The sequence below is a fragment of the Pseudomonas sp. ML2-2023-6 genome (genome assembly GCF_037055265.1).
Lineage (GTDB): Bacteria > Pseudomonadota > Gammaproteobacteria > Pseudomonadales > Pseudomonadaceae > Aquipseudomonas > Aquipseudomonas kulmbachensis.
The window spans coordinates 1,193,431-1,213,598 of sequence record NZ_CP146347.1; the positions used below are offsets into that span (position 1 = coordinate 1,193,431).

General features: G+C 53.1%; 13 protein-coding genes, 4 tRNA genes and 3 rRNA genes. 18 read left to right on the plus strand and 2 right to left on the minus strand.

Features of this window, described 5'->3' with window-relative positions:
• Positions 1–18: 18 nt before the first annotated feature.
• Entirely contained in the window at positions 19–1,110 is a 1,092-nt protein-coding gene (locus tag V6L79_RS05450) for an anhydro-N-acetylmuramic acid kinase (protein ID WP_261740729.1), read from the minus strand.
• 3 nt (positions 1,111–1,113) lie between these two features.
• Positions 1,114–2,517, minus strand: coding sequence for a peptidoglycan DD-metalloendopeptidase family protein (locus tag V6L79_RS05455; RefSeq protein ID WP_261740730.1), 1,404 nt, complete (start codon positions 2,515–2,517; stop codon positions 1,114–1,116).
• A 213-nt stretch (positions 2,518–2,730) separates the two neighbouring features.
• On the opposite strand from V6L79_RS05455, the gene tyrS reads away from it, so the two are divergent.
• From tyrS to rpoB, 18 genes are all read left to right on the plus strand, one after another.
• Positions 2,731–3,930 carry a tyrosine--tRNA ligase gene (tyrS, locus tag V6L79_RS05460; protein WP_261740731.1) on the plus strand — a complete coding sequence of 400 codons (1,200 nt, stop codon included), beginning with the start codon at positions 2,731–2,733 and terminating at the stop codon, positions 3,928–3,930.
• Positions 3,931–4,409: 479 nt separating this feature from the next.
• Positions 4,410–5,946: ribosomal RNA gene (locus tag V6L79_RS05465) — 16S ribosomal RNA — on the plus strand.
• A 327-nt stretch (positions 5,947–6,273) separates the two neighbouring features.
• Positions 6,274–9,165: ribosomal RNA gene (locus V6L79_RS05470) — 23S ribosomal RNA — on the plus strand.
• Between the two features lie 161 nt (positions 9,166–9,326).
• A 5S ribosomal RNA gene (gene rrf / locus V6L79_RS05475) occupies positions 9,327–9,442 on the plus strand.
• Together the 16S, 23S and 5S rRNA genes form the textbook arrangement of a ribosomal RNA operon.
• A gap of 196 nt (positions 9,443–9,638) precedes the next feature.
• Complete coding sequence (gene birA / locus V6L79_RS05480; RefSeq protein ID WP_261740732.1) at positions 9,639–10,586, plus strand: bifunctional biotin--[acetyl-CoA-carboxylase] ligase/biotin operon repressor BirA; 948 nt, start codon at positions 9,639–9,641, stop codon at positions 10,584–10,586.
• On the plus strand, positions 10,576–11,319 hold the full coding sequence (locus V6L79_RS05485; RefSeq protein ID WP_261740733.1) for a pantothenate kinase: 744 nt from the start codon (positions 10,576–10,578) through the stop codon (positions 11,317–11,319). The genes birA and V6L79_RS05485 overlap by 11 nt, the downstream gene beginning before the upstream one ends.
• A 7-nt stretch (positions 11,320–11,326) precedes the next feature.
• On the plus strand, positions 11,327–11,803 hold the full coding sequence (locus V6L79_RS05490; protein WP_338579911.1) for a hypothetical protein: 477 nt from the start codon (positions 11,327–11,329) through the stop codon (positions 11,801–11,803).
• A 110-nt stretch (positions 11,804–11,913) separates the two neighbouring features.
• Positions 11,914–11,998 (plus strand) — tRNA-Tyr (locus V6L79_RS05495).
• Between the two features lie 25 nt (positions 11,999–12,023).
• Positions 12,024–12,097: transfer RNA gene (locus tag V6L79_RS05500), tRNA-Gly, on the plus strand.
• 26 nt (positions 12,098–12,123) lie between these two features.
• Positions 12,124–12,199: transfer RNA gene (locus tag V6L79_RS05505), tRNA-Thr, on the plus strand.
• A gap of 242 nt (positions 12,200–12,441) precedes the next feature.
• Positions 12,442–12,517, plus strand: a tRNA-Trp gene (locus V6L79_RS05510).
• Positions 12,518–12,562: 45 nt separating this feature from the next.
• Complete coding sequence (gene secE, locus V6L79_RS05515) at positions 12,563–12,931, plus strand: preprotein translocase subunit SecE (protein WP_016779165.1); 369 nt, start codon at positions 12,563–12,565, stop codon at positions 12,929–12,931.
• A gap of 9 nt (positions 12,932–12,940) precedes the next feature.
• The gene (gene nusG / locus V6L79_RS05520; RefSeq protein ID WP_003444397.1) at positions 12,941–13,474 is read left to right on the plus strand and encodes a transcription termination/antitermination protein NusG; all 534 of its coding nucleotides are present in this window, start codon (positions 12,941–12,943) and stop codon (positions 13,472–13,474) included.
• A 116-nt stretch (positions 13,475–13,590) separates the two neighbouring features.
• Positions 13,591–14,022, plus strand: a complete 432-nt coding sequence (gene rplK / locus V6L79_RS05525) for a 50S ribosomal protein L11 (RefSeq protein ID WP_008008888.1) — start codon at positions 13,591–13,593, stop codon at positions 14,020–14,022.
• Positions 14,022–14,717 carry a 50S ribosomal protein L1 gene (gene rplA / locus V6L79_RS05530; RefSeq protein WP_261740735.1) on the plus strand — a complete coding sequence of 232 codons (696 nt, stop codon included), beginning with the start codon at positions 14,022–14,024 and terminating at the stop codon, positions 14,715–14,717. The genes rplK and rplA overlap by 1 nt, the downstream gene beginning before the upstream one ends.
• A 195-nt stretch (positions 14,718–14,912) precedes the next feature.
• A complete protein-coding gene (gene rplJ / locus V6L79_RS05535) occupies positions 14,913–15,413 on the plus strand; it encodes a 50S ribosomal protein L10 (protein WP_003444392.1) in 501 nt (166 codons plus the stop codon).
• Positions 15,414–15,493: 80 nt separating this feature from the next.
• Entirely contained in the window at positions 15,494–15,859 is a 366-nt protein-coding gene (gene rplL / locus V6L79_RS05540; RefSeq protein WP_060696753.1) for a 50S ribosomal protein L7/L12, read from the plus strand.
• Between the two features lie 219 nt (positions 15,860–16,078).
• A complete protein-coding gene (gene rpoB, locus V6L79_RS05545; RefSeq protein WP_261740736.1) occupies positions 16,079–20,152 on the plus strand; it encodes a DNA-directed RNA polymerase subunit beta in 4,074 nt (1,357 codons plus the stop codon).
• Positions 20,153–20,168: the final 16 nt, after the last annotated feature.

A 20,168-nucleotide genomic window follows, 5' to 3' on the forward strand; every position in this document is an offset into this window, starting at 1 on the left:
TTTGCTGTCTGCACTTTGTCAGGCAGGGTAGATGGCGCCCAATACGCGTAAACCGCGTGCGCCCGTGACGCTGGGGCGGTTGGTGGGGATGCTTTCCAGGCAACAGTGCGCAAGCCATGCAAAGGCCATTGCTTCAACCCAGTCGGGATCAACGCCCTTGGCTTGGGTGCTGCTTACCTTGGCTGGCGCCAGCAAGTCTGCCAGGCGGGCCATCAGCGCCGCATTGTGGGCGCCGCCACCACATACCAGCAGTTCATCAGTATGTGGCTGAGCAGCGCGCAGTGACTGCACGATGGTCTGCGCGGTGAGCTCCAGCAGGGTTGCCTGAACATCTTCTGCTGGGAAGGTTGGCAGGCGGAACAGGTGCTGTTTCAGCCACGCCAGATTGAAAACCTCACGCCCTGTGCTTTTTGGGCCCTTGGTCTGGAAGAAAGGATCGCTGAGCAGGGCGTTGAGCAGCAGTGGCTCAATCTTGCCGCTGGCGGCCCACTGACCGCTGCGGTCGTACAGTTCGCCGCGCTGCTCTTGTATCCAGGCATCCAGCAGGACATTTCCTGGGCCACAATCGAACCCTGCAACCGGAGCAGTAGGTGTTATCAGGCTTAGATTGCTGAATCCGCCTACGTTCAGCACTGCCCTGTTTCCGATTTCATTCGTGAACAAGGCTTCGTGGAAAGCGGGAACCAAGGGTGCACCCTGGCCTCCGGCAGCCACATCGCGACGACGAAAGTCACCTACGACACAGATGCTGGTTAGTTCGGCCAGCAGAGCCGGATTGCCGATCTGTACGGTAAAGCCCCGGGCGGGTTCGTGGCGTATGGTCTGGCCATGACTGCCGATAGCGCGGATATCTGTCGGGGAGAGTTGTTGCTGCGCGAGGAGTGCGTTAACCCCCTGTGCAGCCAGCTCGACCCAATGGTTCTCTGCGATTGCACAGCGTGCCACTTCGTCCGGGCCGCTCGCGCACAAGCCAAGCAGCTCACTTCGCAAGGCTTCTGGCATGGGGGTGTAATGGGTGGCGAGCAAGGTGATGCTCGGCCCCAGCTCAACAAGGGCGATGTCCATACCGTCGAGGCTGGTTCCGGACATCACACCTATATAGAGGGCCATGACTTAGCGCTTGCTCGAGGCCAGGAGGGTGGCCTTTTCCTGGTTCATGCGGGCCATCAATGGCTGGCTTTGTTGCAGGAAGCGAGTGCGCTCGGCTTTGGCAATCGGGTCGGCCATCGGCAGCTTCTGGCCCAATGGATCAACGTGTACGCCATTGACCTGGAACTCGTAGTGCAGGTGCGGGCCGGTCGAAAGGCCGGTTGTACCGATGTAGCCAATCACTTGGCCTTGCTTGACCGAACCGCCAGTTTTAACGCCTTTGGCGAAGCCCTGCATGTGCCCGTAAAGCGTGCGATAGGTATTGCCGTGTTGAATGATGACGGTGTTGCCATAGCCGCCGCGACGGCCAGCCAAGAGTACTTTGCCGTCACCGGTTGCCTTGATTGGTGTGCCGCGCGGTGCTGCGTAATCCACGCCTTTGTGGGCGCGGATCTTGTTCAGGATCGGGTGCTTGCGGCCCGAGGAGAAGCGCGAGCTGATGCGGGCGAAGTCTACCGGTGTACGGATAAATGCCTTGCGCATGCTGTTGCCATCAGCGGTGTAGTAATTGGTAATGCCCTGCTTGCTGGTGTAACGCACGGCGGTAAAGGTTTTACCGCGGTTAGTGAAGCGAGCCGAGAGGATATTGCCCGTGCCAACAGCTTTGCCGTTGACCACTTTCTGCTCGTAGACCACTTCGAATTGGTCGCCTGGGCGAATATCCTGAGCGAAGTCGATGTCGTAACCAAACACTTTGGCCATGTCCATCGTCATGCTGTGTGGCAGGCCTGCACGCTGGCCGGAGACAGAAAGCGAGCTGCTGATAACGCCGTGTACATACGCCGAACGCATGGTTGGTTGGGTGGTGACCCGGCGAAAGGTATAGCCTTTGGCGCTTCTGTTGAGGGTGATCGTCTCAAGATCGCTGACCTGGCTGTGCAATTTGTTCAACTGCTGGCCGTCGGGGCTCATTTCAAATTCGAGCTTCTGGCCGTGCTTGAGCTGGCTGAACTGCTTGGCTTGTTTGTCGCTGGCCAGTACTTCATGTACGGAGGTCGCAGGCAGGCCAACCTTCTGGAACAAGGTCGAGAGCGTATCACCCTTGCTGACGATGACTTCGCGGTGGCTGGGAGCCTTTGGTGGCTCGATTTTGGCCGTTTCTACAGGGGCGCTGTCCTGCTGTTCAATCTGGGCAAATGGTGGTGGGCTCGCTTCATTTGTGGCTTGGACGAGCTCTGAAGCGTCTTGATCTTGTGTCAGTTGTTCAGCAGGGGTTTCCAACTCCAGATTCAGAGTCGTTCTTTTGGCTTCTACTTCGCTGGAAGGAAATACCAGCAAGGCCAAGCTTAAGAGAGCGGCGATACCACTTGCTGCAAGCAGGTGGGTCTTCGGATAAAGCGGTGGCGCTTTAGGCGGTTGACTGGTCATAGATGATTTTGACTTTGAGATAAAGGATGAATTGGAAAAGATGACTGGCACAATGAATATGAAATAACTGTATAAAATATAACCAAATCGCCCTTGAAGCAAGTCCGCGAGCTATTCGCGCGCGTATATCAGCCGTATGCCGGCCAGAACTTGTAATTAGTCCCTGATCTTGTATCGTTGGTTCCCTTTGAATTTGAGCCTTACGGGTCTGATATGAAGTCGGTTGAAGAGCAGCTAGCGCTAATAAAGCGGGGTGCCGAAGAGGTACTGGTCGAGTCTGAATTGGTCGAGAAACTCAAGCGCGGCCAGCCGTTGCGTATCAAGGCCGGATTCGACCCGACGGCGCCCGATCTGCACTTGGGTCATACCGTGCTCATCAATAAGCTGCGCCAGTTCCAGGAACTGGGCCATCACGTGATCTTCCTTATAGGTGACTTCACCGGGATGATCGGTGATCCGAGCGGCAAGAGTGCAACGCGTCCACCGTTGACGCGCGAGCAGGTCCTTGCGAACGCGGAGACTTATAAGACTCAGGTGTTCAAGATCCTTGATCCGGCGAAAACCGAGGTGGCATTCAACTCCACCTGGATGGATCAAATGGGTCCTGCCGATTTCATTCGTCTGACGTCCCAATACACCGTTGCTCGCATGCTTGAGCGCGATGACTTTGATAAGCGCTACACCACTAATCAGCCTATCGCTATCCATGAGTTTCTTTATCCGTTGGTGCAAGGGTATGACTCGGTCGCATTGAAGGCCGACGTTGAGTTGGGTGGTACTGATCAGAAGTTCAACTTGCTGATGGGGCGTGAGCTGCAGCGTGGCTACGGTCAGGAAGCGCAGTGCATTGTGACGATGCCTCTGCTTGAAGGGTTGGATGGTGTCAAGAAGATGTCCAAGTCCCTGGGTAACTATGTGGGTATCCAGGAAGCGCCGGGGGTGATGTACAGCAAGCTGGTGTCTATTCCTGATGTATTGATGTGGCGTTACTTCGAGCTGTTGAGCTTTCGCTCGATGGACGAAATCATTGCTTTCAAGGCTGAGGTCGAGGCGGGGGCTAATCCGCGCGATATCAAGATCAAGCTGGCTGAAGAAATTGTTGCTCGTTTCCATGGTGAAGAGGCAGCAGCTAATGCTCATCGTGGTGCCGGTAACCGGATGAAAGATGGCGAGCTGCCAGAAGATCTGCCAGAGATCGAACTGACGGCTGCTGAAGACATGCCTATTGCAGCTGTCCTTAATAAGGCGGGCTTGGTGAAGAACTCTGCGGTGGCGCGAGATCTGCTTGGTTCGGGTGGTGTGCGTATAGATGGTGAGGTGGTTGATCGCACCTATATATATGCACTGGGTTCCACTCACGTTTGCCAGGCCGGGAAGAAGGCTTTTGCACGAATCACGCTAAAAGCTGAATAAACCGGATGTTAGTGCTGGACGGCGCATTTTATTAGCCTATAATGCGCCCACTTCCGGCGCAGTCGAAACGGAAAACTCCTTGGGTTTCAATGAGTTGGATTGGTTTTCGGCAGTGTCAGCTTCAAGTCATCGAAGCAGGAAATGAGGTGTTGACAGCAGCGTGTAACGCTGTAGAATTCGCCTCCCGCTAACGAGAGATCGAAAGCGCAAGTGGTTGATGTTACAGAGGAAACTTTGAAAACATCTTAAAATAACCGCTTGACAGCAACAGAGGCTGCTGTAGAATGCGCGCCTCGGTTCAGCGAAAGCTAACCAACCGCTCTTTAACAACTGAATCAAGCAATTCGTGTGGGTGCTTGTGGAGTCAGACTGATAGTCAACAAGATTATCAGCATCACAAGTTACTCCGCGAGAAATCAAAGATGTAACCAACGATTGCTGAGCCAAGTTTAGGGTTTCTTAAAAACCCAAAGATGTTTGAACTGAAGAGTTTGATCATGGCTCAGATTGAACGCTGGCGGCAGGCCTAACACATGCAAGTCGAGCGGTAGAGAGAAGCTTGCTTCTCTTGAGAGCGGCGGACGGGTGAGTAATACCTAGGAATCTGCCTGATAGTGGGGGATAACGTTCGGAAACGGACGCTAATACCGCATACGTCCTACGGGAGAAAGCAGGGGACCTTCGGGCCTTGCGCTATCAGATGAGCCTAGGTCGGATTAGCTAGTTGGTGAGGTAATGGCTCACCAAGGCTACGATCCGTAACTGGTCTGAGAGGATGATCAGTCACACTGGAACTGAGACACGGTCCAGACTCCTACGGGAGGCAGCAGTGGGGAATATTGGACAATGGGCGAAAGCCTGATCCAGCCATGCCGCGTGTGTGAAGAAGGTCTTCGGATTGTAAAGCACTTTAAGTTGGGAGGAAGGGCAGTTACCTAATACGTGATTGTCTTGACGTTACCGACAGAATAAGCACCGGCTAACTCTGTGCCAGCAGCCGCGGTAATACAGAGGGTGCAAGCGTTAATCGGAATTACTGGGCGTAAAGCGCGCGTAGGTGGTTTGTTAAGTTGAATGTGAAATCCCCGGGCTCAACCTGGGAACTGCATCCAAAACTGGCAAGCTAGAGTATGGTAGAGGGTAGTGGAATTTCCTGTGTAGCGGTGAAATGCGTAGATATAGGAAGGAACACCAGTGGCGAAGGCGACTACCTGGACTGATACTGACACTGAGGTGCGAAAGCGTGGGGAGCAAACAGGATTAGATACCCTGGTAGTCCACGCCGTAAACGATGTCAACTAGCCGTTGGGAGTCTTGAACTCTTAGTGGCGCAGCTAACGCATTAAGTTGACCGCCTGGGGAGTACGGCCGCAAGGTTAAAACTCAAATGAATTGACGGGGGCCCGCACAAGCGGTGGAGCATGTGGTTTAATTCGAAGCAACGCGAAGAACCTTACCAGGCCTTGACATCCAATGAACTTTCTAGAGATAGATTGGTGCCTTCGGGAACATTGAGACAGGTGCTGCATGGCTGTCGTCAGCTCGTGTCGTGAGATGTTGGGTTAAGTCCCGTAACGAGCGCAACCCTTGTCCTTAGTTACCAGCACGTAATGGTGGGCACTCTAAGGAGACTGCCGGTGACAAACCGGAGGAAGGTGGGGATGACGTCAAGTCATCATGGCCCTTACGGCCTGGGCTACACACGTGCTACAATGGTCGGTACAAAGGGTTGCCAAGCCGCGAGGTGGAGCTAATCCCATAAAACCGATCGTAGTCCGGATCGCAGTCTGCAACTCGACTGCGTGAAGTCGGAATCGCTAGTAATCGTGAATCAGAATGTCACGGTGAATACGTTCCCGGGCCTTGTACACACCGCCCGTCACACCATGGGAGTGGGTTGCACCAGAAGTAGCTAGTCTAACCTTCGGGAGGACGGTTACCACGGTGTGATTCATGACTGGGGTGAAGTCGTAACAAGGTAGCCGTAGGGGAACCTGCGGCTGGATCACCTCCTTAATCGACGACATCAGCTGCTCCATAAGTTCCCACACGAATTGCTTGATTCACTGTAAAAGACGGTAGAAGCCACTTAAGTTGTACGGCTTCTCTATCGTAAAGCTTAGAAATGAACATTTTCTCGAAAGAGAGTGAATGTTGATTTCTGATCTTTTGATTAGATCGTTCTTTAAAAATTTGGGTATGTAATAGAAAGTTAGACTGGATAACACTTTCACTGGTGTTTATTCAGGCTAAGGTAAAATTTGTGAATGAGTTCTTAATTGAACATGCGAATTTTCGGCGAATGTCGTCTTCATAGTATAACCAGATTGCTTGGGGTTATATGGTCAAGTGAAGAAGCGCATACGGTGGATGCCTTGGCAGTCAGAGGCGATGAAAGACGTGGTAGCCTGCGAAAAGCTTCGGGGAGTCGGCAAACAGACTTTGATCCGGAGATGTCTGAATGGGGGAACCCACCTAACATAAGTTAGGTATCTTAAGCTGAATACATAGGCTTAAGAAGCGAACCAGGGGAACTGAAACATCTAAGTACCCTGAGGAAAAGAAATCAACCGAGATTCCCTTAGTAGTGGCGAGCGAACGGGGACCAGCCCTTAAGCTGTATTGATGTTAGCGGAACGCTCTGGAAAGTGCGGCCATAGTGGGTGATAGCCCTGTACGCGAAAACATCTTTACAGTGAAATCGAGTAGGACGGAGCACGAGAAACTTTGTCTGAATATGGGGGGACCATCCTCCAAGGCTAAATACTACTGACTGACCGATAGTGAACTAGTACCGTGAGGGAAAGGCGAAAAGAACCCCGGAGAGGGGAGTGAAATAGATCCTGAAACCGTATGCGTACAAGCAGTGGGAGCCCACTTTGTTGGGTGACTGCGTACCTTTTGTATAATGGGTCAGCGACTTATTTTCAGTGGCAAGCTTAACCGAATAGGGGAGGCGTAGCGAAAGCGAGTCTTAATAGGGCGTCTAGTCGCTGGGAATAGACCCGAAACCGGGCGATCTATCCATGGGCAGGTTGAAGGTTGGGTAACACTAACTGGAGGACCGAACCGACTACCGTTGAAAAGTTAGCGGATGACCTGTGGATCGGAGTGAAAGGCTAATCAAGCTCGGAGATAGCTGGTTCTCCTCGAAAGCTATTTAGGTAGCGCCTCATGTATCACTGTAGGGGGTAGAGCACTGTTTCGGCTAGGGGGTCATCCCGACTTACCAAACCGATGCAAACTCCGAATACCTACAAGTGCCGAGCATGGGAGACACACGGCGGGTGCTAACGTCCGTCGTGAAAAGGGAAACAACCCAGACCGTCAGCTAAGGTCCCAAAGTTATGGTTAAGTGGGAAACGATGTGGGAAGGCTTAGACAGCTAGGAGGTTGGCTTAGAAGCAGCCACCCTTTAAAGAAAGCGTAATAGCTCACTAGTCGAGTCGGCCTGCGCGGAAGATTTAACGGGGCTCAAACCATACACCGAAGCTACGGGTATCACTTAGGTGATGCGGTAGAGGAGCGTTCTGTAAGCCTGTGAAGGTGAGTTGAGAAGCTTGCTGGAGGTATCAGAAGTGCGAATGCTGACATGAGTAACGATAATGGGTGTGAAAAACACCCACGCCGAAAGACCAAGGTTTCCTGCGCAACGTTAATCGACGCAGGGTTAGTCGGTCCCTAAGGCGAGGCTGAAAAGCGTAGTCGATGGAAAACAGGTTAATATTCCTGTACTTCTGGTTATTGCGATGGAGGGACGGAGAAGGCTAGGCCAGCTTGGCGTTGGTTGTCCAAGTTTAAGGTGGTAGGCTGGAATCTTAGGTAAATCCGGGATTCTAAGGCCGAGAGCTGATGACGAGTTGTCTTTTAGACAACGAAGTGGTTGATGCCATGCTTCCAAGAAAAGCTTCTAAGCTTCAGGTAACCAGGAACCGTACCCCAAACCGACACAGGTGGTTGGGTAGAGAATACCAAGGCGCTTGAGAGAACTCGGGTGAAGGAACTAGGCAAAATGGCACCGTAACTTCGGGAGAAGGTGCGCCGGTGAGGGTGAAGCATTTACTGCGTAAGCCCACGCCGGTCGAAGATACCAGGCCGCTGCGACTGTTTATTAAAAACACAGCACTCTGCAAACACGAAAGTGGACGTATAGGGTGTGACGCCTGCCCGGTGCCGGAAGGTTAATTGATGGGGTTAGCTAACGCGAAGCTCTTGATCGAAGCCCCGGTAAACGGCGGCCGTAACTATAACGGTCCTAAGGTAGCGAAATTCCTTGTCGGGTAAGTTCCGACCTGCACGAATGGCGTAACGATGGCGGCGCTGTCTCCACCCGAGACTCAGTGAAATTGAAATCGCTGTGAAGATGCAGTGTATCCGCGGCTAGACGGAAAGACCCCGTGAACCTTTACTATAGCTTTGCACTGGACTTTGAATTTGCTTGTGTAGGATAGGTGGGAGGCTTTGAAGTGTGGACGCCAGTCTGCATGGAGCCAACCTTGAAATACCACCCTGGCAACTTTGAGGTTCTAACTCAGGTCCGTTATCCGGATCGAGGACAGTGTATGGTGGGTAGTTTGACTGGGGCGGTCTCCTCCTAAAGAGTAACGGAGGAGTACGAAGGTGCGCTCAGACCGGTCGGAAATCGGTCGTAGAGTATAAAGGCAAAAGCGCGCTTGACTGCGAGACAGACACGTCGAGCAGGTACGAAAGTAGGTCTTAGTGATCCGGTGGTTCTGTATGGAAGGGCCATCGCTCAACGGATAAAAGGTACTCCGGGGATAACAGGCTGATACCGCCCAAGAGTTCATATCGACGGCGGTGTTTGGCACCTCGATGTCGGCTCATCACATCCTGGGGCTGAAGCCGGTCCCAAGGGTATGGCTGTTCGCCATTTAAAGTGGTACGCGAGCTGGGTTTAGAACGTCGTGAGACAGTTCGGTCCCTATCTGCCGTGGACGTTTGAGATTTGAGAGGGGCTGCTCCTAGTACGAGAGGACCGGAGTGGACGAACCTCTGGTGTTCCGGTTGTCACGCCAGTGGCATTGCCGGGTAGCTATGTTCGGGAAAGATAACCGCTGAAAGCATCTAAGCGGGAAACTTGCCTCAAGATGAGATCTCACTGGAACCTTGAGTTCCCTAAAGGGCCGTCGAAGACTACGACGTTGATAGGTTGGGTGTGTAAGCGCTGTGAGGCGTTGAGCTAACCAATACTAATTGCCCGTGAGGCTTGACCATATAACACCCAAGCAATTTGCGCCCTTGAATACAAGAGCCTGCAAGTTGCGGTGTGTGAAGACGATACAAACCGAAAGTTTGCGATTCACAAAACACCCCTCTATTACATACCCATTCGCTGGAGCGTGAGCCGAAAGGCAAACGACCTGGCTACCGAATTTCTTGACGACCATAGAGCATTGGAACCACCTGATCCCATCCCGAACTCAGTAGTGAAACGATGCATCGCCGATGGTAGTGTGGGGTTTCCCCATGTGAGAGTAGGTCATCGTCAAGATTAAATTCCAAACCCCCTGTCTGCTCACGCAGACAGGGGGTTTGTTTTTGGGCCGAGAAAAGTTGCGGCTAGCGCTGCGCTCTGATTATCAAGGTTTCGCTTTAGTCGTGTTCTGGTTTGCAAGGAGCCACAGGGTTTCTATGCAATCGCACTGCTCATGGCTATTATGCGTGCCTCATTGTGAGGCGATACTTGCATGCTGACGTTGTTGAAACTCTTAAGAGACGGTCGATTCCATTCAGGGCAAGCACTTGGGGCTGCGCTTGGCGTTAGTCGCAGTGCTATATGGAAGCAGCTCCAGCACCTGGAGTCCGACTTGAATTTATCAATTCATAAGGTTCGTGGTCGTGGCTATCAGCTGGCTGCACCGCTTGAGCTCCTTGAGCAGGATCAATTGGCCGCCAGTCCTTGGCCTGTCTCAATTCATCACTCGTTAGACTCCACTAATGCTGAGGCTCTGCGCGCGGTTGACCGTGGTGTAACTGCGCCCTTTGTGGTTCTGGCTGAGCGGCAAACTGCGGGGAGAGGTCGTCGGGGCCGTAAGTGGGTGAGCCCTTTCGCAGAGAATATTTACTACAGCCTGGTTCTTCGAATGGACGGGGGGATGCGTCAGCTCGAGGGGCTCAGTCTAGTGGTTGGCCTGGCGGTGCTGAATGCGCTCAGGGATGTTGGTGTTTCAGGCGTAGGTCTCAAGTGGCCAAATGATGTCCTGGTGGGCAATAAGAAAATTGCCGGCATCTTGCTTGAGCTCGTCGGAGATCCGGCCGACGTATGTCATGTGGTTCTTGGTATAGGCATCAACGTCAACATGAGAGTGGCCAGTGAGGTTGATCAGGCGTGGACTTCTGTTTTTCTGGAGTCCGGGGCTGCGGTAAACCGGAATGTATTGGTTTCGCGGCTAAACGATAGTCTGCTCATGTATCTCAAGCGCCATGAAGTCTCGGGTTTTTCGGCTATACAGGCGGAGTGGGAGCAAAATCATTTGTGGCAAGGTCGTGAAGTATCCTTGATTGCTGGAGTGCACCGAGTGGACGGTACAGTCTTGGGTATTGATCAGCAGGGTGCGCTACGTATGAGAGTTGAGGGTGAGGAGAAAGTGTTCAGTGGCGGCGAGCTTAGTCTGAGGTTGCGCCATGATTCTTGAGATGGACTGCGGTAATAGCTTTATTAAGTGGCGTGCTCTCGATGGCGCAGTTGTCGTGAGTGGCGGGGTTGTTGATTCTGATGCGGGGCTGGTAGCCGCAATATTGGCTGCTCCTGCACTGTGTTTGACGCATTGCCGGCTGGTTAGTGTGCGTAGTGATGATGAAACATCGAGTCTAGTCGCATCGATTGCCGCAACGTTTGGTGTTGCGGTGGAGTGCGCAAAGCCAGCCAAGGCTGTTGCCGGGGTTCGCAACGGATATGAGGAGTTTGCCCTGCTGGGCCTGGATCGCTGGCTGGCTGTGGTTGGTGCTTTTGAGTTGGCGAAAAGTGCGTGTCTAGTTCTGGATTTCGGTACGGCGGTAACGGCAGATTTTGTTACATCCGACGGACAGCATCTAGGTGGTTTTATATGCCCAGGAATGCCATTGATGCGCGACCAGTTGCGCACGCATACCCGGCGAATCAGATATGACAACTTGTCGGCGGAACAGGCATTGCTCCAGCGCACCCCGGGCCGTACGACGGTTGAGGCTGTAGAGCGTGGTTGCTTGCTCATGATGAGGGGATTTGTTTTGACTCAACTGGAGTTGGCGCGTGAGTATTGGGGGCAGGATTTTGAGGTTTTTCTCACGGGTGGTGATGCAAGCCTGGTGAGGGATATGGTGCCTGATGCGCGTTTGGTTCAAGACCTTGTATTTGTCGGTTTGGCGGTAGTTTGTCCCCTTCCTTGAGGTTCCTATGCGTTGGCTGTTTCTGCTGCTGGTTGTTCTGAATATTTTTTATTACGTATGGCATCAGCAAGAGGCGCCGCTTAGGGCCAAGGAGGTTGTTTCCTTGTCTTTGTATAAGGGGAGTCAGCAAGGTATACGGCTGCTCAGTGAGGCTCGGCCTCAGGTGGCTGGCAGTGATGTGCAGGGAGTGCATGTGGACGGTGTGGAGTGCTTCTATCTGAGTGGTATATCCGGTGAGGATCTCTTGCGAAGAGTGCAGCGCAGGCTTTCTGATATGGGTATGCAGTCCCTGCTGGCTGAAGCTGAGCGTAATGATTTGGTGGGATATGTACTCAAAATCACGTCGCAAAGCAGCGCGGCGGTGACTGAAACGGCTCTGCGTAACCTTGCCAATGAATTCAATGGGTTAAATTACAAAAAAATGCGCTGTGAGGGCTTGCAGGTACCCGATAGTTTGCATAGAATGGCGCCCGCTCCACAGTGAACGCCAGACAGGCTACTAGGTGTGAAGCGAGTCAAGTTGCTAACTTCCTGATTTAATTGAAGAAAGTGGTTGACATAAGGCTAGAATGATATAGAATTCTGCCTAGCTCTGGAGGGGTTCCCGAGCGGCCAAAGGGATCAGACTGTAAATCTGACGTCTACGACTTCGAAGGTTCGAATCCTTCTCCCTCCACCATATTTAAGCAAGAACAGCAAGATTTGCGGGTGTAGTTTAGTGGTAGAACCTTAGCCTTCCAAGCTAATGATGCGGGTTCGATTCCCGCCACCCGCTCCAGTCTCGCTGTTTGTGCGATGTGTTTTGCTCTTGTAGCTCAGTTGGTAGAGCACACCCTTGGTAAGGGTGAGGTCAGCGGTTCAAATCCGCTCAAGAGCTCCATATAACAAGGCAGATATGAAAATATCTGCCTTTGTTTTAACAGGTGCATAACCTGTCTGGGTGTTTGCTGGTGATGCCTGTTTTGGGTGTTGCTGCCCTGGTTGGTTGTTACGGTGCAGGTAGCTCGCATTCTGCTACTCGCTGCAATTTTCTGCTTTGATAGGGTTGATTGCAAAAGTAATTGCATAGGTTGTTGAAAAGTCTCTCTCGTGTCGGCATAATCGGCGGCTCGATAATGTTTTAGGTCAGTAGCTCAATTGGCAGAGCGACGGTCTCCAAAACCGTAGGTTGGGGGTTCGATTCCCTCCTGACCTGCCAGATTCGCTCATTGCGTCTGGCTTTCTTTTCACAGGATCCTCTTAGATGACTCCCAAGGCTGAAGTTCAAGGCTCTCGCTTCGATCTCCTCAAGTGGCTTGTAGTGGTTGCTCTTGTGGTGGTTGGCGTTGTTGGGAATCAGTATTATTCTGGTTCGCCGATCCTGTATCGTGTCATTGCACTTCTTGTGATTGCTGCTGTTGCTGCCTATGTAGGCTTGCAGACGGCAAAAGGCAAGTCGTTCGCTGTCCTGGTAAAGGAAGCTCGTACTGAGATTCGTAAAGTCGTATGGCCAACTCGCCAAGAAACTACGCAGACCACGTTGATCGTGGTGGCTGTTGTTCTTGTTATGGCGTTGCTGTTGTGGGGTTTAGATTCCCTGCTCGGTTGGCTCGTTTCCTTGATTGTTGGCTAAGGGTGTCCCGTGGCTAAGCGTTGGTACGTAGTGCATGCTTATTCGGGTTACGAAAAGCATGTTATGCGCTCTTTGATTGAGCGTATTAAGCTGGCAGGCATGGAAGAAGGCTTCGGCGAAATTCTGGTTCCCACTGAAGAAGTGGTTGAAATGCGTAATGGCCAGAAACGCAAAAGCGAGCGCAAGTTCTTCCCTGGTTATGTGCTGGTTCAGATGGATATGAGCGAAGGTACTTGGCACTTGGTCAAGGACACTCCGCGCGTAATGGGCTTCATTGGTGGGACTGCCGACAAACCGGCTCCGATCACTGATAAAGAGGCAGAAGCAATTCTGCGTCGCGTTGCTGATGGTAGCGACAAGCCCAAGCCAAAAACACTATTCGAACCGGGCGAAGTTGTCCGTGTTACCGACGGTCCGTTTGCTGATTTTAACGGTACAGTCGAAGAAGTTAACTACGAAAAGAGCCGCATTCAAGTGGCGGTGCTCATTTTCGGTCGCTCTACTCCGGTAGAGCTAGAGTTTAGCCAGGTCGAGAAGGTCTAGTTAAACACGCATCCCAACCCCATGGCCTAGGCTGTGGGGTTTTGTCGTCACTGGGATAAACGCGCAAGTAACCGGGGAGCCTCTTTAGGCGCTTGAACCCGTAATTGGAGTGCCTCATGGCTAAGAAGATTACCGCTTACATCAAGCTGCAAGTGAAGGCCGCTCAGGCCAACCCAAGTCCACCCGTAGGCCCGGCTCTGGGTCAGCACGGCGTGAACATCATGGAATTCTGCAAAGCTTTCAACGCCCGTACTCAGGGTATTGAGCCAGGCCTGCCGACTCCAGTGATCATCACTGTATACAGCGACCGTAGCTTCACGTTCGAAACCAAGTCGACCCCTGCTTCGGTTCTGCTGAAGAAGGCTGCTGGTCTGACTAGCGGTTCCGCTCGTCCAAACACCGTTAAGGTTGGCACAGTAACTCGTGCTCAGCTGGAAGAAATCGCGAAAACCAAAAACGCGGATCTGACTGCAGCTGATATGGAAGCAGCCGTGCGTACTATCGCCGGTTCTGCTCGTAGCATGGGCCTTAACGTGGAGGGTGTGTAATGGCTAAGCTGACTAAGCGTCAAAAGGCAATCGCCGGTAAAATTGAAGCTGGCAAGTCTTACAACTTTGTAGACGCTGCTGCTTTGCTGGCTGAGCTGTCGACTGTAAAATTCAGCGAGTCTTTTGACATCGCCGTTAACCTGGGCGTAGACCCACGTAAATCTGACCAGGTTGTTCGTAGCGCTACTGTGCTGCCACACGGCACTGGCAAGACTGTACGTGTTGCTGTGTTCACTCAGGGTCCAGCTGCTGAAGCTGCTTTGGCTGCCGGTGCTGATCGCGTTGGTATGGACGACCTGGCTGCCGAAATGAAAGGCGGCGACCTGAACTATGACGTAGTTATTGCCTCCCCGGACGCAATGCGTGTTGTAGGTCAGTTGGGTCAGATCCTCGGCCCACGTGGTCTGATGCCTAACCCTAAGGTTGGTACTGTAACTCCAGACGTAGCCACCGCTGTTAAGAACGCGAAGGCTGGTCAGGTTCGTTATCGCACTGACAAAAACGGTATCATCCACACTTCCGTTGGCAAGGTCGGTTTCGACGCCGTCAAGCTGAAGGAAAACGTTGAAGCCCTGATCGCTGATTTGAAGCGTATCAAGCCAGCTTCTTCGAAAGGTATTTATGTTAAGCGCGTTACCCTGAGCACCACTATGGGCCCAGGCTTGGTCATCGACCAAGGTTCTTTGGACGCGTAAGACAAATTGGCGCGTTTTAACGCGTCAATGAAAGATTGGGGTCCCTGCCTGGCGGGGGCTATCCAAGACCGTAGGCGGCGCAAGCCTTAAACCTTAAGCCTACGCAGATGGTGCTCCCGGTTCCTTACCGAATCAGACACCAAAACGACATCCGGCTTCGGCCAGATGAAACGGTAACAAGCAGGAGTTAAACCCGTGGCAATTAAACTCGAAGACAAGAAGGCCATCGTCGCTGAAGTCAACGAGGCTGCCAAAGTTGCCCTGTCCGCTGTTGTGGCTGATGCCCGCGGTGTGACAGTAGGCGCTATGACCGGACTCCGTAAAGAGGCTCGTGAAGCTGGCGTTTACGTACGTGTTGTACGTAACACCCTGCTCAAGCGCGCTGTTGCTGACACTGAATACAGTGTTCTCAACGACGTGTTCACAGGCCCGACCTTGATCGCATTCTCCAACGAACATCCAGGCGCTGCTGCCCGTTTGTTCAAAGAGTTCGCTAAAGGTCAGGATAAGTTCGAGATCAAGGCAGCTGCGTTCGAGGGCAAGTTCCTCGCAGCTAATCAGATCGACGTACTGGCAAGTCTGCCGACCCGTGACGAAGCAATTTCTCAGCTGATGAGCGTGATTCAAGGCGCAACCAGCAAATTGGCTCGTACTCTGGCGGCCCTTCGCGACCAGAAAGAAGCTGCTGCAGCCTAAGGCTGAGCGACTCCTTTCAGCGTTTATTGTTTATTTCGATAGCCGCCTAGGCTGTCACCCCAATACAGGAATTTATAGTCATGTCTCTGACTACTCAAGAAATCATCGACGCAATCGGTTCGAAATCCGTTCTGGAAATCGTTGAGCTGATCAAGGCAATGGAAGAAGCATTCGGCGTTTCCGCTGCTGCTGCTTCTGCTGGTCCTGCTGCTGCCGCTGCTGTTGTTGAAGAGCAAACTGAATTCAACGTCATGCTGCTGGAAGCTGGCGAGAAGAAAGTTAACGTGATCAAGGCAGTTCGTGAGCTGACTGGTCTGGGCTTGAAAGAAGCCAAGGCAGTTGTAGACAGCGCTCCTAGCGTTGTTCTGGAAGCTGTTGCGAAAGACGCAGCTGACAAAGCCAAGGCTACCTTGGAAGAAGCAGGCGCTAAAGTCGAGCTGAAGTAAGCATCGACCTTGCGTCTCCAGCCCGGGCGTTAAGCCGAGGCTGATGGCTGGTGGCTCTTGCCACCGGCCTTTTTCCGTTATTGGCAGCCGACTAGGTCGGCGCCTCTAACGTGCTGTAACCACCCTGTGCGGTGGAGCAAACCAAGGGGTTTGCACGATTTTCTGGCTGCTCCCGTCGGGAGGGGCCAAACAAGCAGGTGACCAAGCTGGGGAACGCTGATGGCTTACTCATATACTGAGAAAAAACGTATCCGCAAGGACTTTAGCAAGTTGCCGGACGTCATGGATGTGCCGTATCTCTTGGCAATCCAGCTGGATTCGTATCGTGAATTCTTGCAGGCGGGAGCGACTAAAGATCAGTTCCGCGACGTGGGCCTGCATGCGGCCTTCAAATCCGTTTTCCCGATCATCAGCTACTCCGGCAATGCTGCGCTGGAGTACGTCGGTTATCGCTTGGGCGAGCCGGCGTTTGATGTCAAAGAATGCGTGTTGCGTGGCGTAACGTACGCCGTACCTTTGCGGGTAAAAGTTCGTCTGATCATTTTCGACAAAGAATCGTCGAACAAAGCGATCAAGGACATCAAAGAGCAAGAAGTCTACATGGGTGAAATCCCCCTGATGACTGAAAACGGTACCTTCGTAATCAACGGTACCGAGCGTGTAATTGTTTCCCAGCTGCACCGTTCCCCGGGCGTGTTCTTTGACCACGACCGCGGCAAGACGCACAGCTCCGGTAAGCTGCTTTATTCTGCGCGTATCATTCCTTACCGCGGTTCGTGGTTGGACTTCGAGTTCGATCCGAAAGACTGCGTGTTCGTGCGTATTGACCGTCGTCGCAAGCTGCCTGCATCGGTACTGCTGCGTGCGCTGGGTTATACCACTGAGCAAGTGCTGGACGCGTTCTACACCACCAACGTGTTCCACGTTCAGGGTGAGAGCATCAGCCTGGAGCTGGTTCCGCATCGTCTGCGCGGTGAAATCGCGGCCATCGATATCGTCGATGACAAAGGCAAGGTGATTGTTGAGCAGGGTCGTCGTATTACTGCTCGCCACATCAACCAGCTGGAAAAAGCCGGTATCAAAGAGCTCGTTATGCCTCTGGACTATGTCCTGGGTCGCACAACGGCCAAGGCTATCGTGCATCCGGCTACCGGCGAAATCATTGCTGAGTGCAACACCGAGCTGACCACTGAAATCCTGGCAAAAATTGCCAAGGGTCAGGTTGTTCGCATCGAAACGTTGTACACCAACGATATCGACTGCGGTCCGTTCGTTTCCGACACTCTGAAGATCGACTCCACCAGCAACCAATTGGAAGCGCTGGTCGAAATCTATCGCATGATGCGTCCAGGCGAGCCGCCAACCAAAGACGCTGCCGAGACTCTGTTCAACAACCTGTTCTTCAGCCCTGAGCGCTATGACCTGTCTGCGGTCGGCCGGATGAAGTTCAACCGTCGTATCGGTCGTACCGAGATCGAAGGTTCGGGCGTGTTGTGCAAAGAAGACATCGTTGCCGTACTGAAGACTCTGGTCGACATCCGTAACGGTAAAGGCATCGTCGATGACATCGACCACTTGGGTAACCGTCGTGTTCGCTGTGTAGGCGAAATGGCCGAGAACCAGTTCCGCGTTGGCCTGGTACGTGTTGAGCGTGCGGTCAAAGAGCGTCTGTCGATGGCTGAAAGCGAAGGCCTGATGCCGCAAGACTTGATCAACGCCAAGCCAGTGGCTGCAGCGGTGAAAGAGTTCTTCGGTTCGAGCCAGCTGTCCCAGTTCATGGACCAGAACAACCCGTTGTCCGAGATCACCCACAAGCGCCGTGTTTCTGCACTGGGCCCGGGCGGTCTGACGCGTGAGCGTGCAGGCTTCGAAGTTCGTGACGTACACCCGACTCACTACGGCCGTGTTTGCCCGATTGAGACGCCGGAAGGTCCGAACATTGGTCTGATCAACTCCTTGGCAGCCTATGCGCGCACCAACCAGTACGGCTTCCTCGAGAGCCCGTACCGTGTAGTGAAAGACGCACTGGTTACCGACGAGATCGTTTTCCTGTCTGCCATCGAAGAAGCTGATCACGTGATCGCTCAGGCTTCGGCCACGATGAACGACAAGAAAGTGCTGATCGACGAATTGGTAGCTGTTCGTCACTTGAACGAATTCACCGTCAAGGCGCCGGAAGACGTCACCTTGATGGACGTTTCGCCGAAGCAGGTTGTTTCGGTTGCAGCGTCGCTGATCCCGTTCCTGGAACACGATGACGCCAACCGTGCGTTGATGGGTTCCAACATGCAGCGTCAAGCTGTACCTACTCTGCGTGCTGACAAGCCGCTGGTTGGTACTGGCATGGAGCGTAACGTAGCTCGTGACTCCGGCGTTTGCGTCGTAGCTCGTCGTGGCGGCGTGATCGACTCTGTTGATGCCAGCCGTATTGTGGTTCGTGTTGCTGATGACGAAGTTGAAACTGGCGAAGCCGGTGTCGACATCTACAACCTGACCAAGTACACCCGCTCCAACCAGAACACCTGCATTAACCAGCGTCCGCTGGTTCGCAAGGGTGATCGTGTTCAGCGCAGCGACATCATGGCTGATGGCCCGTCCACCGATATGGGTGAACTGGCTTTGGGTCAGAACATGCGCATCGCGTTCATGGCCTGGAACGGTTACAACTTCGAAGACTCCATCTGCTTGTCGGAACGAGTTGTTCAAGAAGATCGCTTTACCACGATCCACATTCAGGAACTGACCTGTGTGGCACGTGACACCAAGCTTGGGCCTGAAGAGATCACTGCAGACATCCCTAACGTGGGTGAAGCTGCACTGAACAAACTGGACGAAGCCGGTATCGTTTATGTAGGTGCTGAAGTTGGCGCTGGCGACATTCTGGTTGGTAAGGTCACTCCGAAAGGCGAGACTCAGCTGACGCCAGAAGAGAAGCTGTTGCGTGCAATCTTCGGTGAAAAAGCCAGCGACGTTAAAGACACTTCCCTGCGTGTACCTACCGGTACCAAAGGTACTGTTATCGACGTGCAGGTCTTCACTCGTGACGGCGTTGAGCGTGATGCTCGTGCCCTGTCGATCGAGAAGACCCAGCTGGACGAGATCCGCAAGGATCTGAACGAAGAGTTCCGTATCGTTGAAGGCGCCACTTTCGAACGTCTGCGCTCTGCACTGGTTGGCCGTATCGCCGAAGGTGGAGCTGGTCTGAAGAAAGGTCAGGAAATCACTAATGAAATCCTGGACGGTCTTGAGCATGGTCAGTGGTTCAAACTGCGCATGGCTGAAGATGCTCTGAACGAGCAGCTTGAAAAGGCTCAGGCTTACATCATCGATCGCCGTCGTCTGCTGGACGACAAGTTCGAAGACAAGAAGCGCAAACTGCAGCAGGGCGATGACCTGGCTCCAGGCGTGCTGAAAATCGTCAAGGTTTACCTGGCAATCCGTCGTCGCATCCAGCCGGGTGACAAGATGGCTGGTCGTCACGGTAACAAAGGTGTGGTCTCCGTGATCATGCCGGTTGAAGACATGCCGTACGATGCCAATGGCACCCCGGTTGATGTGGTCCTCAACCCGTTGGGCGTACCTTCGCGTATGAACGTTGGTCAGATTCTCGAAACTCACCTGGGCCTCGCAGCCAAAGGTTTGGGCGAGAAGATCAACCTCATGATTGAAGAGCAACGTAAGGTCGCTGACCTGCGTAAGTTCCTGCATGAGATCTACAACGAAATTGGCGGTCGTCAAGAAAGCCTGGACGACTTCTCCGATCAGGAAATTCTTGATCTGGCGAAGAACCTTCGCGGCGGTGTGCCGATGGCTACTCCGGTGTTCGACGGCGCCAAAGAAAGCGAAATCAAGGCAATGCTGCGCTTGGCAGATCTGCCGGACAGCGGCCAGATGGAACTGACTGACGGCCGTACCGGCAACAAGTTCGAGCGTCCGGTTACCGTTGGCTACATGTACATGCTGAAGCTGAACCACTTGGTAGACGACAAGATGCACGCTCGTTCTACCGGTTCTTACAGCCTGGTTACCCAGCAGCCGCTGGGTGGTAAGGCACAGTTCGGTGGTCAGCGTTTCGGGGAGATGGAGGTCTGGGCGCTGGAAGCCTACGGCGCGGCATACACTCTGCAAGAAATGCTCACAGTGAAGTCGGACGATGTGAACGGTCGTACCAAGATGTACAAAAACATCGTGGACGGCGATCACCGTATGGAGCCGGGCATGCCCGAGTCCTTCAACGTGTTGATCAAAGAAATTCGTTCCCTCGGCATCGATATCGATCTGGAAACCGAATAACACGTGACGCGAATCG

Excerpts from the sequence above, each read along its gene's own strand:
- V6L79_RS05450 (WP_261740729.1), bottom strand. The coding sequence starts at position 1,110 with ATGGCCCTCTATATAGGTGTGATGTCCGGAACCAGCCTCGACGGTATG.
- V6L79_RS05455 (WP_261740730.1), bottom strand. The coding sequence starts at position 2,517 with ATGACCAGTCAACCGCCTAAAGCGCCACCGCTTTATCCGAAGACCCAC.
- tyrS (WP_261740731.1), top strand. The coding sequence starts at position 2,731 with ATGAAGTCGGTTGAAGAGCAGCTAGCGCTAATAAAGCGGGGTGCCGAA.
- birA (WP_261740732.1), top strand. The coding sequence starts at position 9,639 with ATGCTGACGTTGTTGAAACTCTTAAGAGACGGTCGATTCCATTCAGGG.
- V6L79_RS05485 (WP_261740733.1), top strand. The coding sequence starts at position 10,576 with ATGATTCTTGAGATGGACTGCGGTAATAGCTTTATTAAGTGGCGTGCT.
- V6L79_RS05490 (WP_338579911.1), top strand. The coding sequence starts at position 11,327 with ATGCGTTGGCTGTTTCTGCTGCTGGTTGTTCTGAATATTTTTTATTAC.
- secE (WP_016779165.1), top strand. The coding sequence starts at position 12,563 with ATGACTCCCAAGGCTGAAGTTCAAGGCTCTCGCTTCGATCTCCTCAAG.
- rplK (WP_008008888.1), top strand. The coding sequence starts at position 13,591 with ATGGCTAAGAAGATTACCGCTTACATCAAGCTGCAAGTGAAGGCCGCT.
- rplA (WP_261740735.1), top strand. The coding sequence starts at position 14,022 with ATGGCTAAGCTGACTAAGCGTCAAAAGGCAATCGCCGGTAAAATTGAA.
- rplL (WP_060696753.1), top strand. The coding sequence starts at position 15,494 with ATGTCTCTGACTACTCAAGAAATCATCGACGCAATCGGTTCGAAATCC.
- rpoB (WP_261740736.1), top strand. The coding sequence starts at position 16,079 with ATGGCTTACTCATATACTGAGAAAAAACGTATCCGCAAGGACTTTAGC.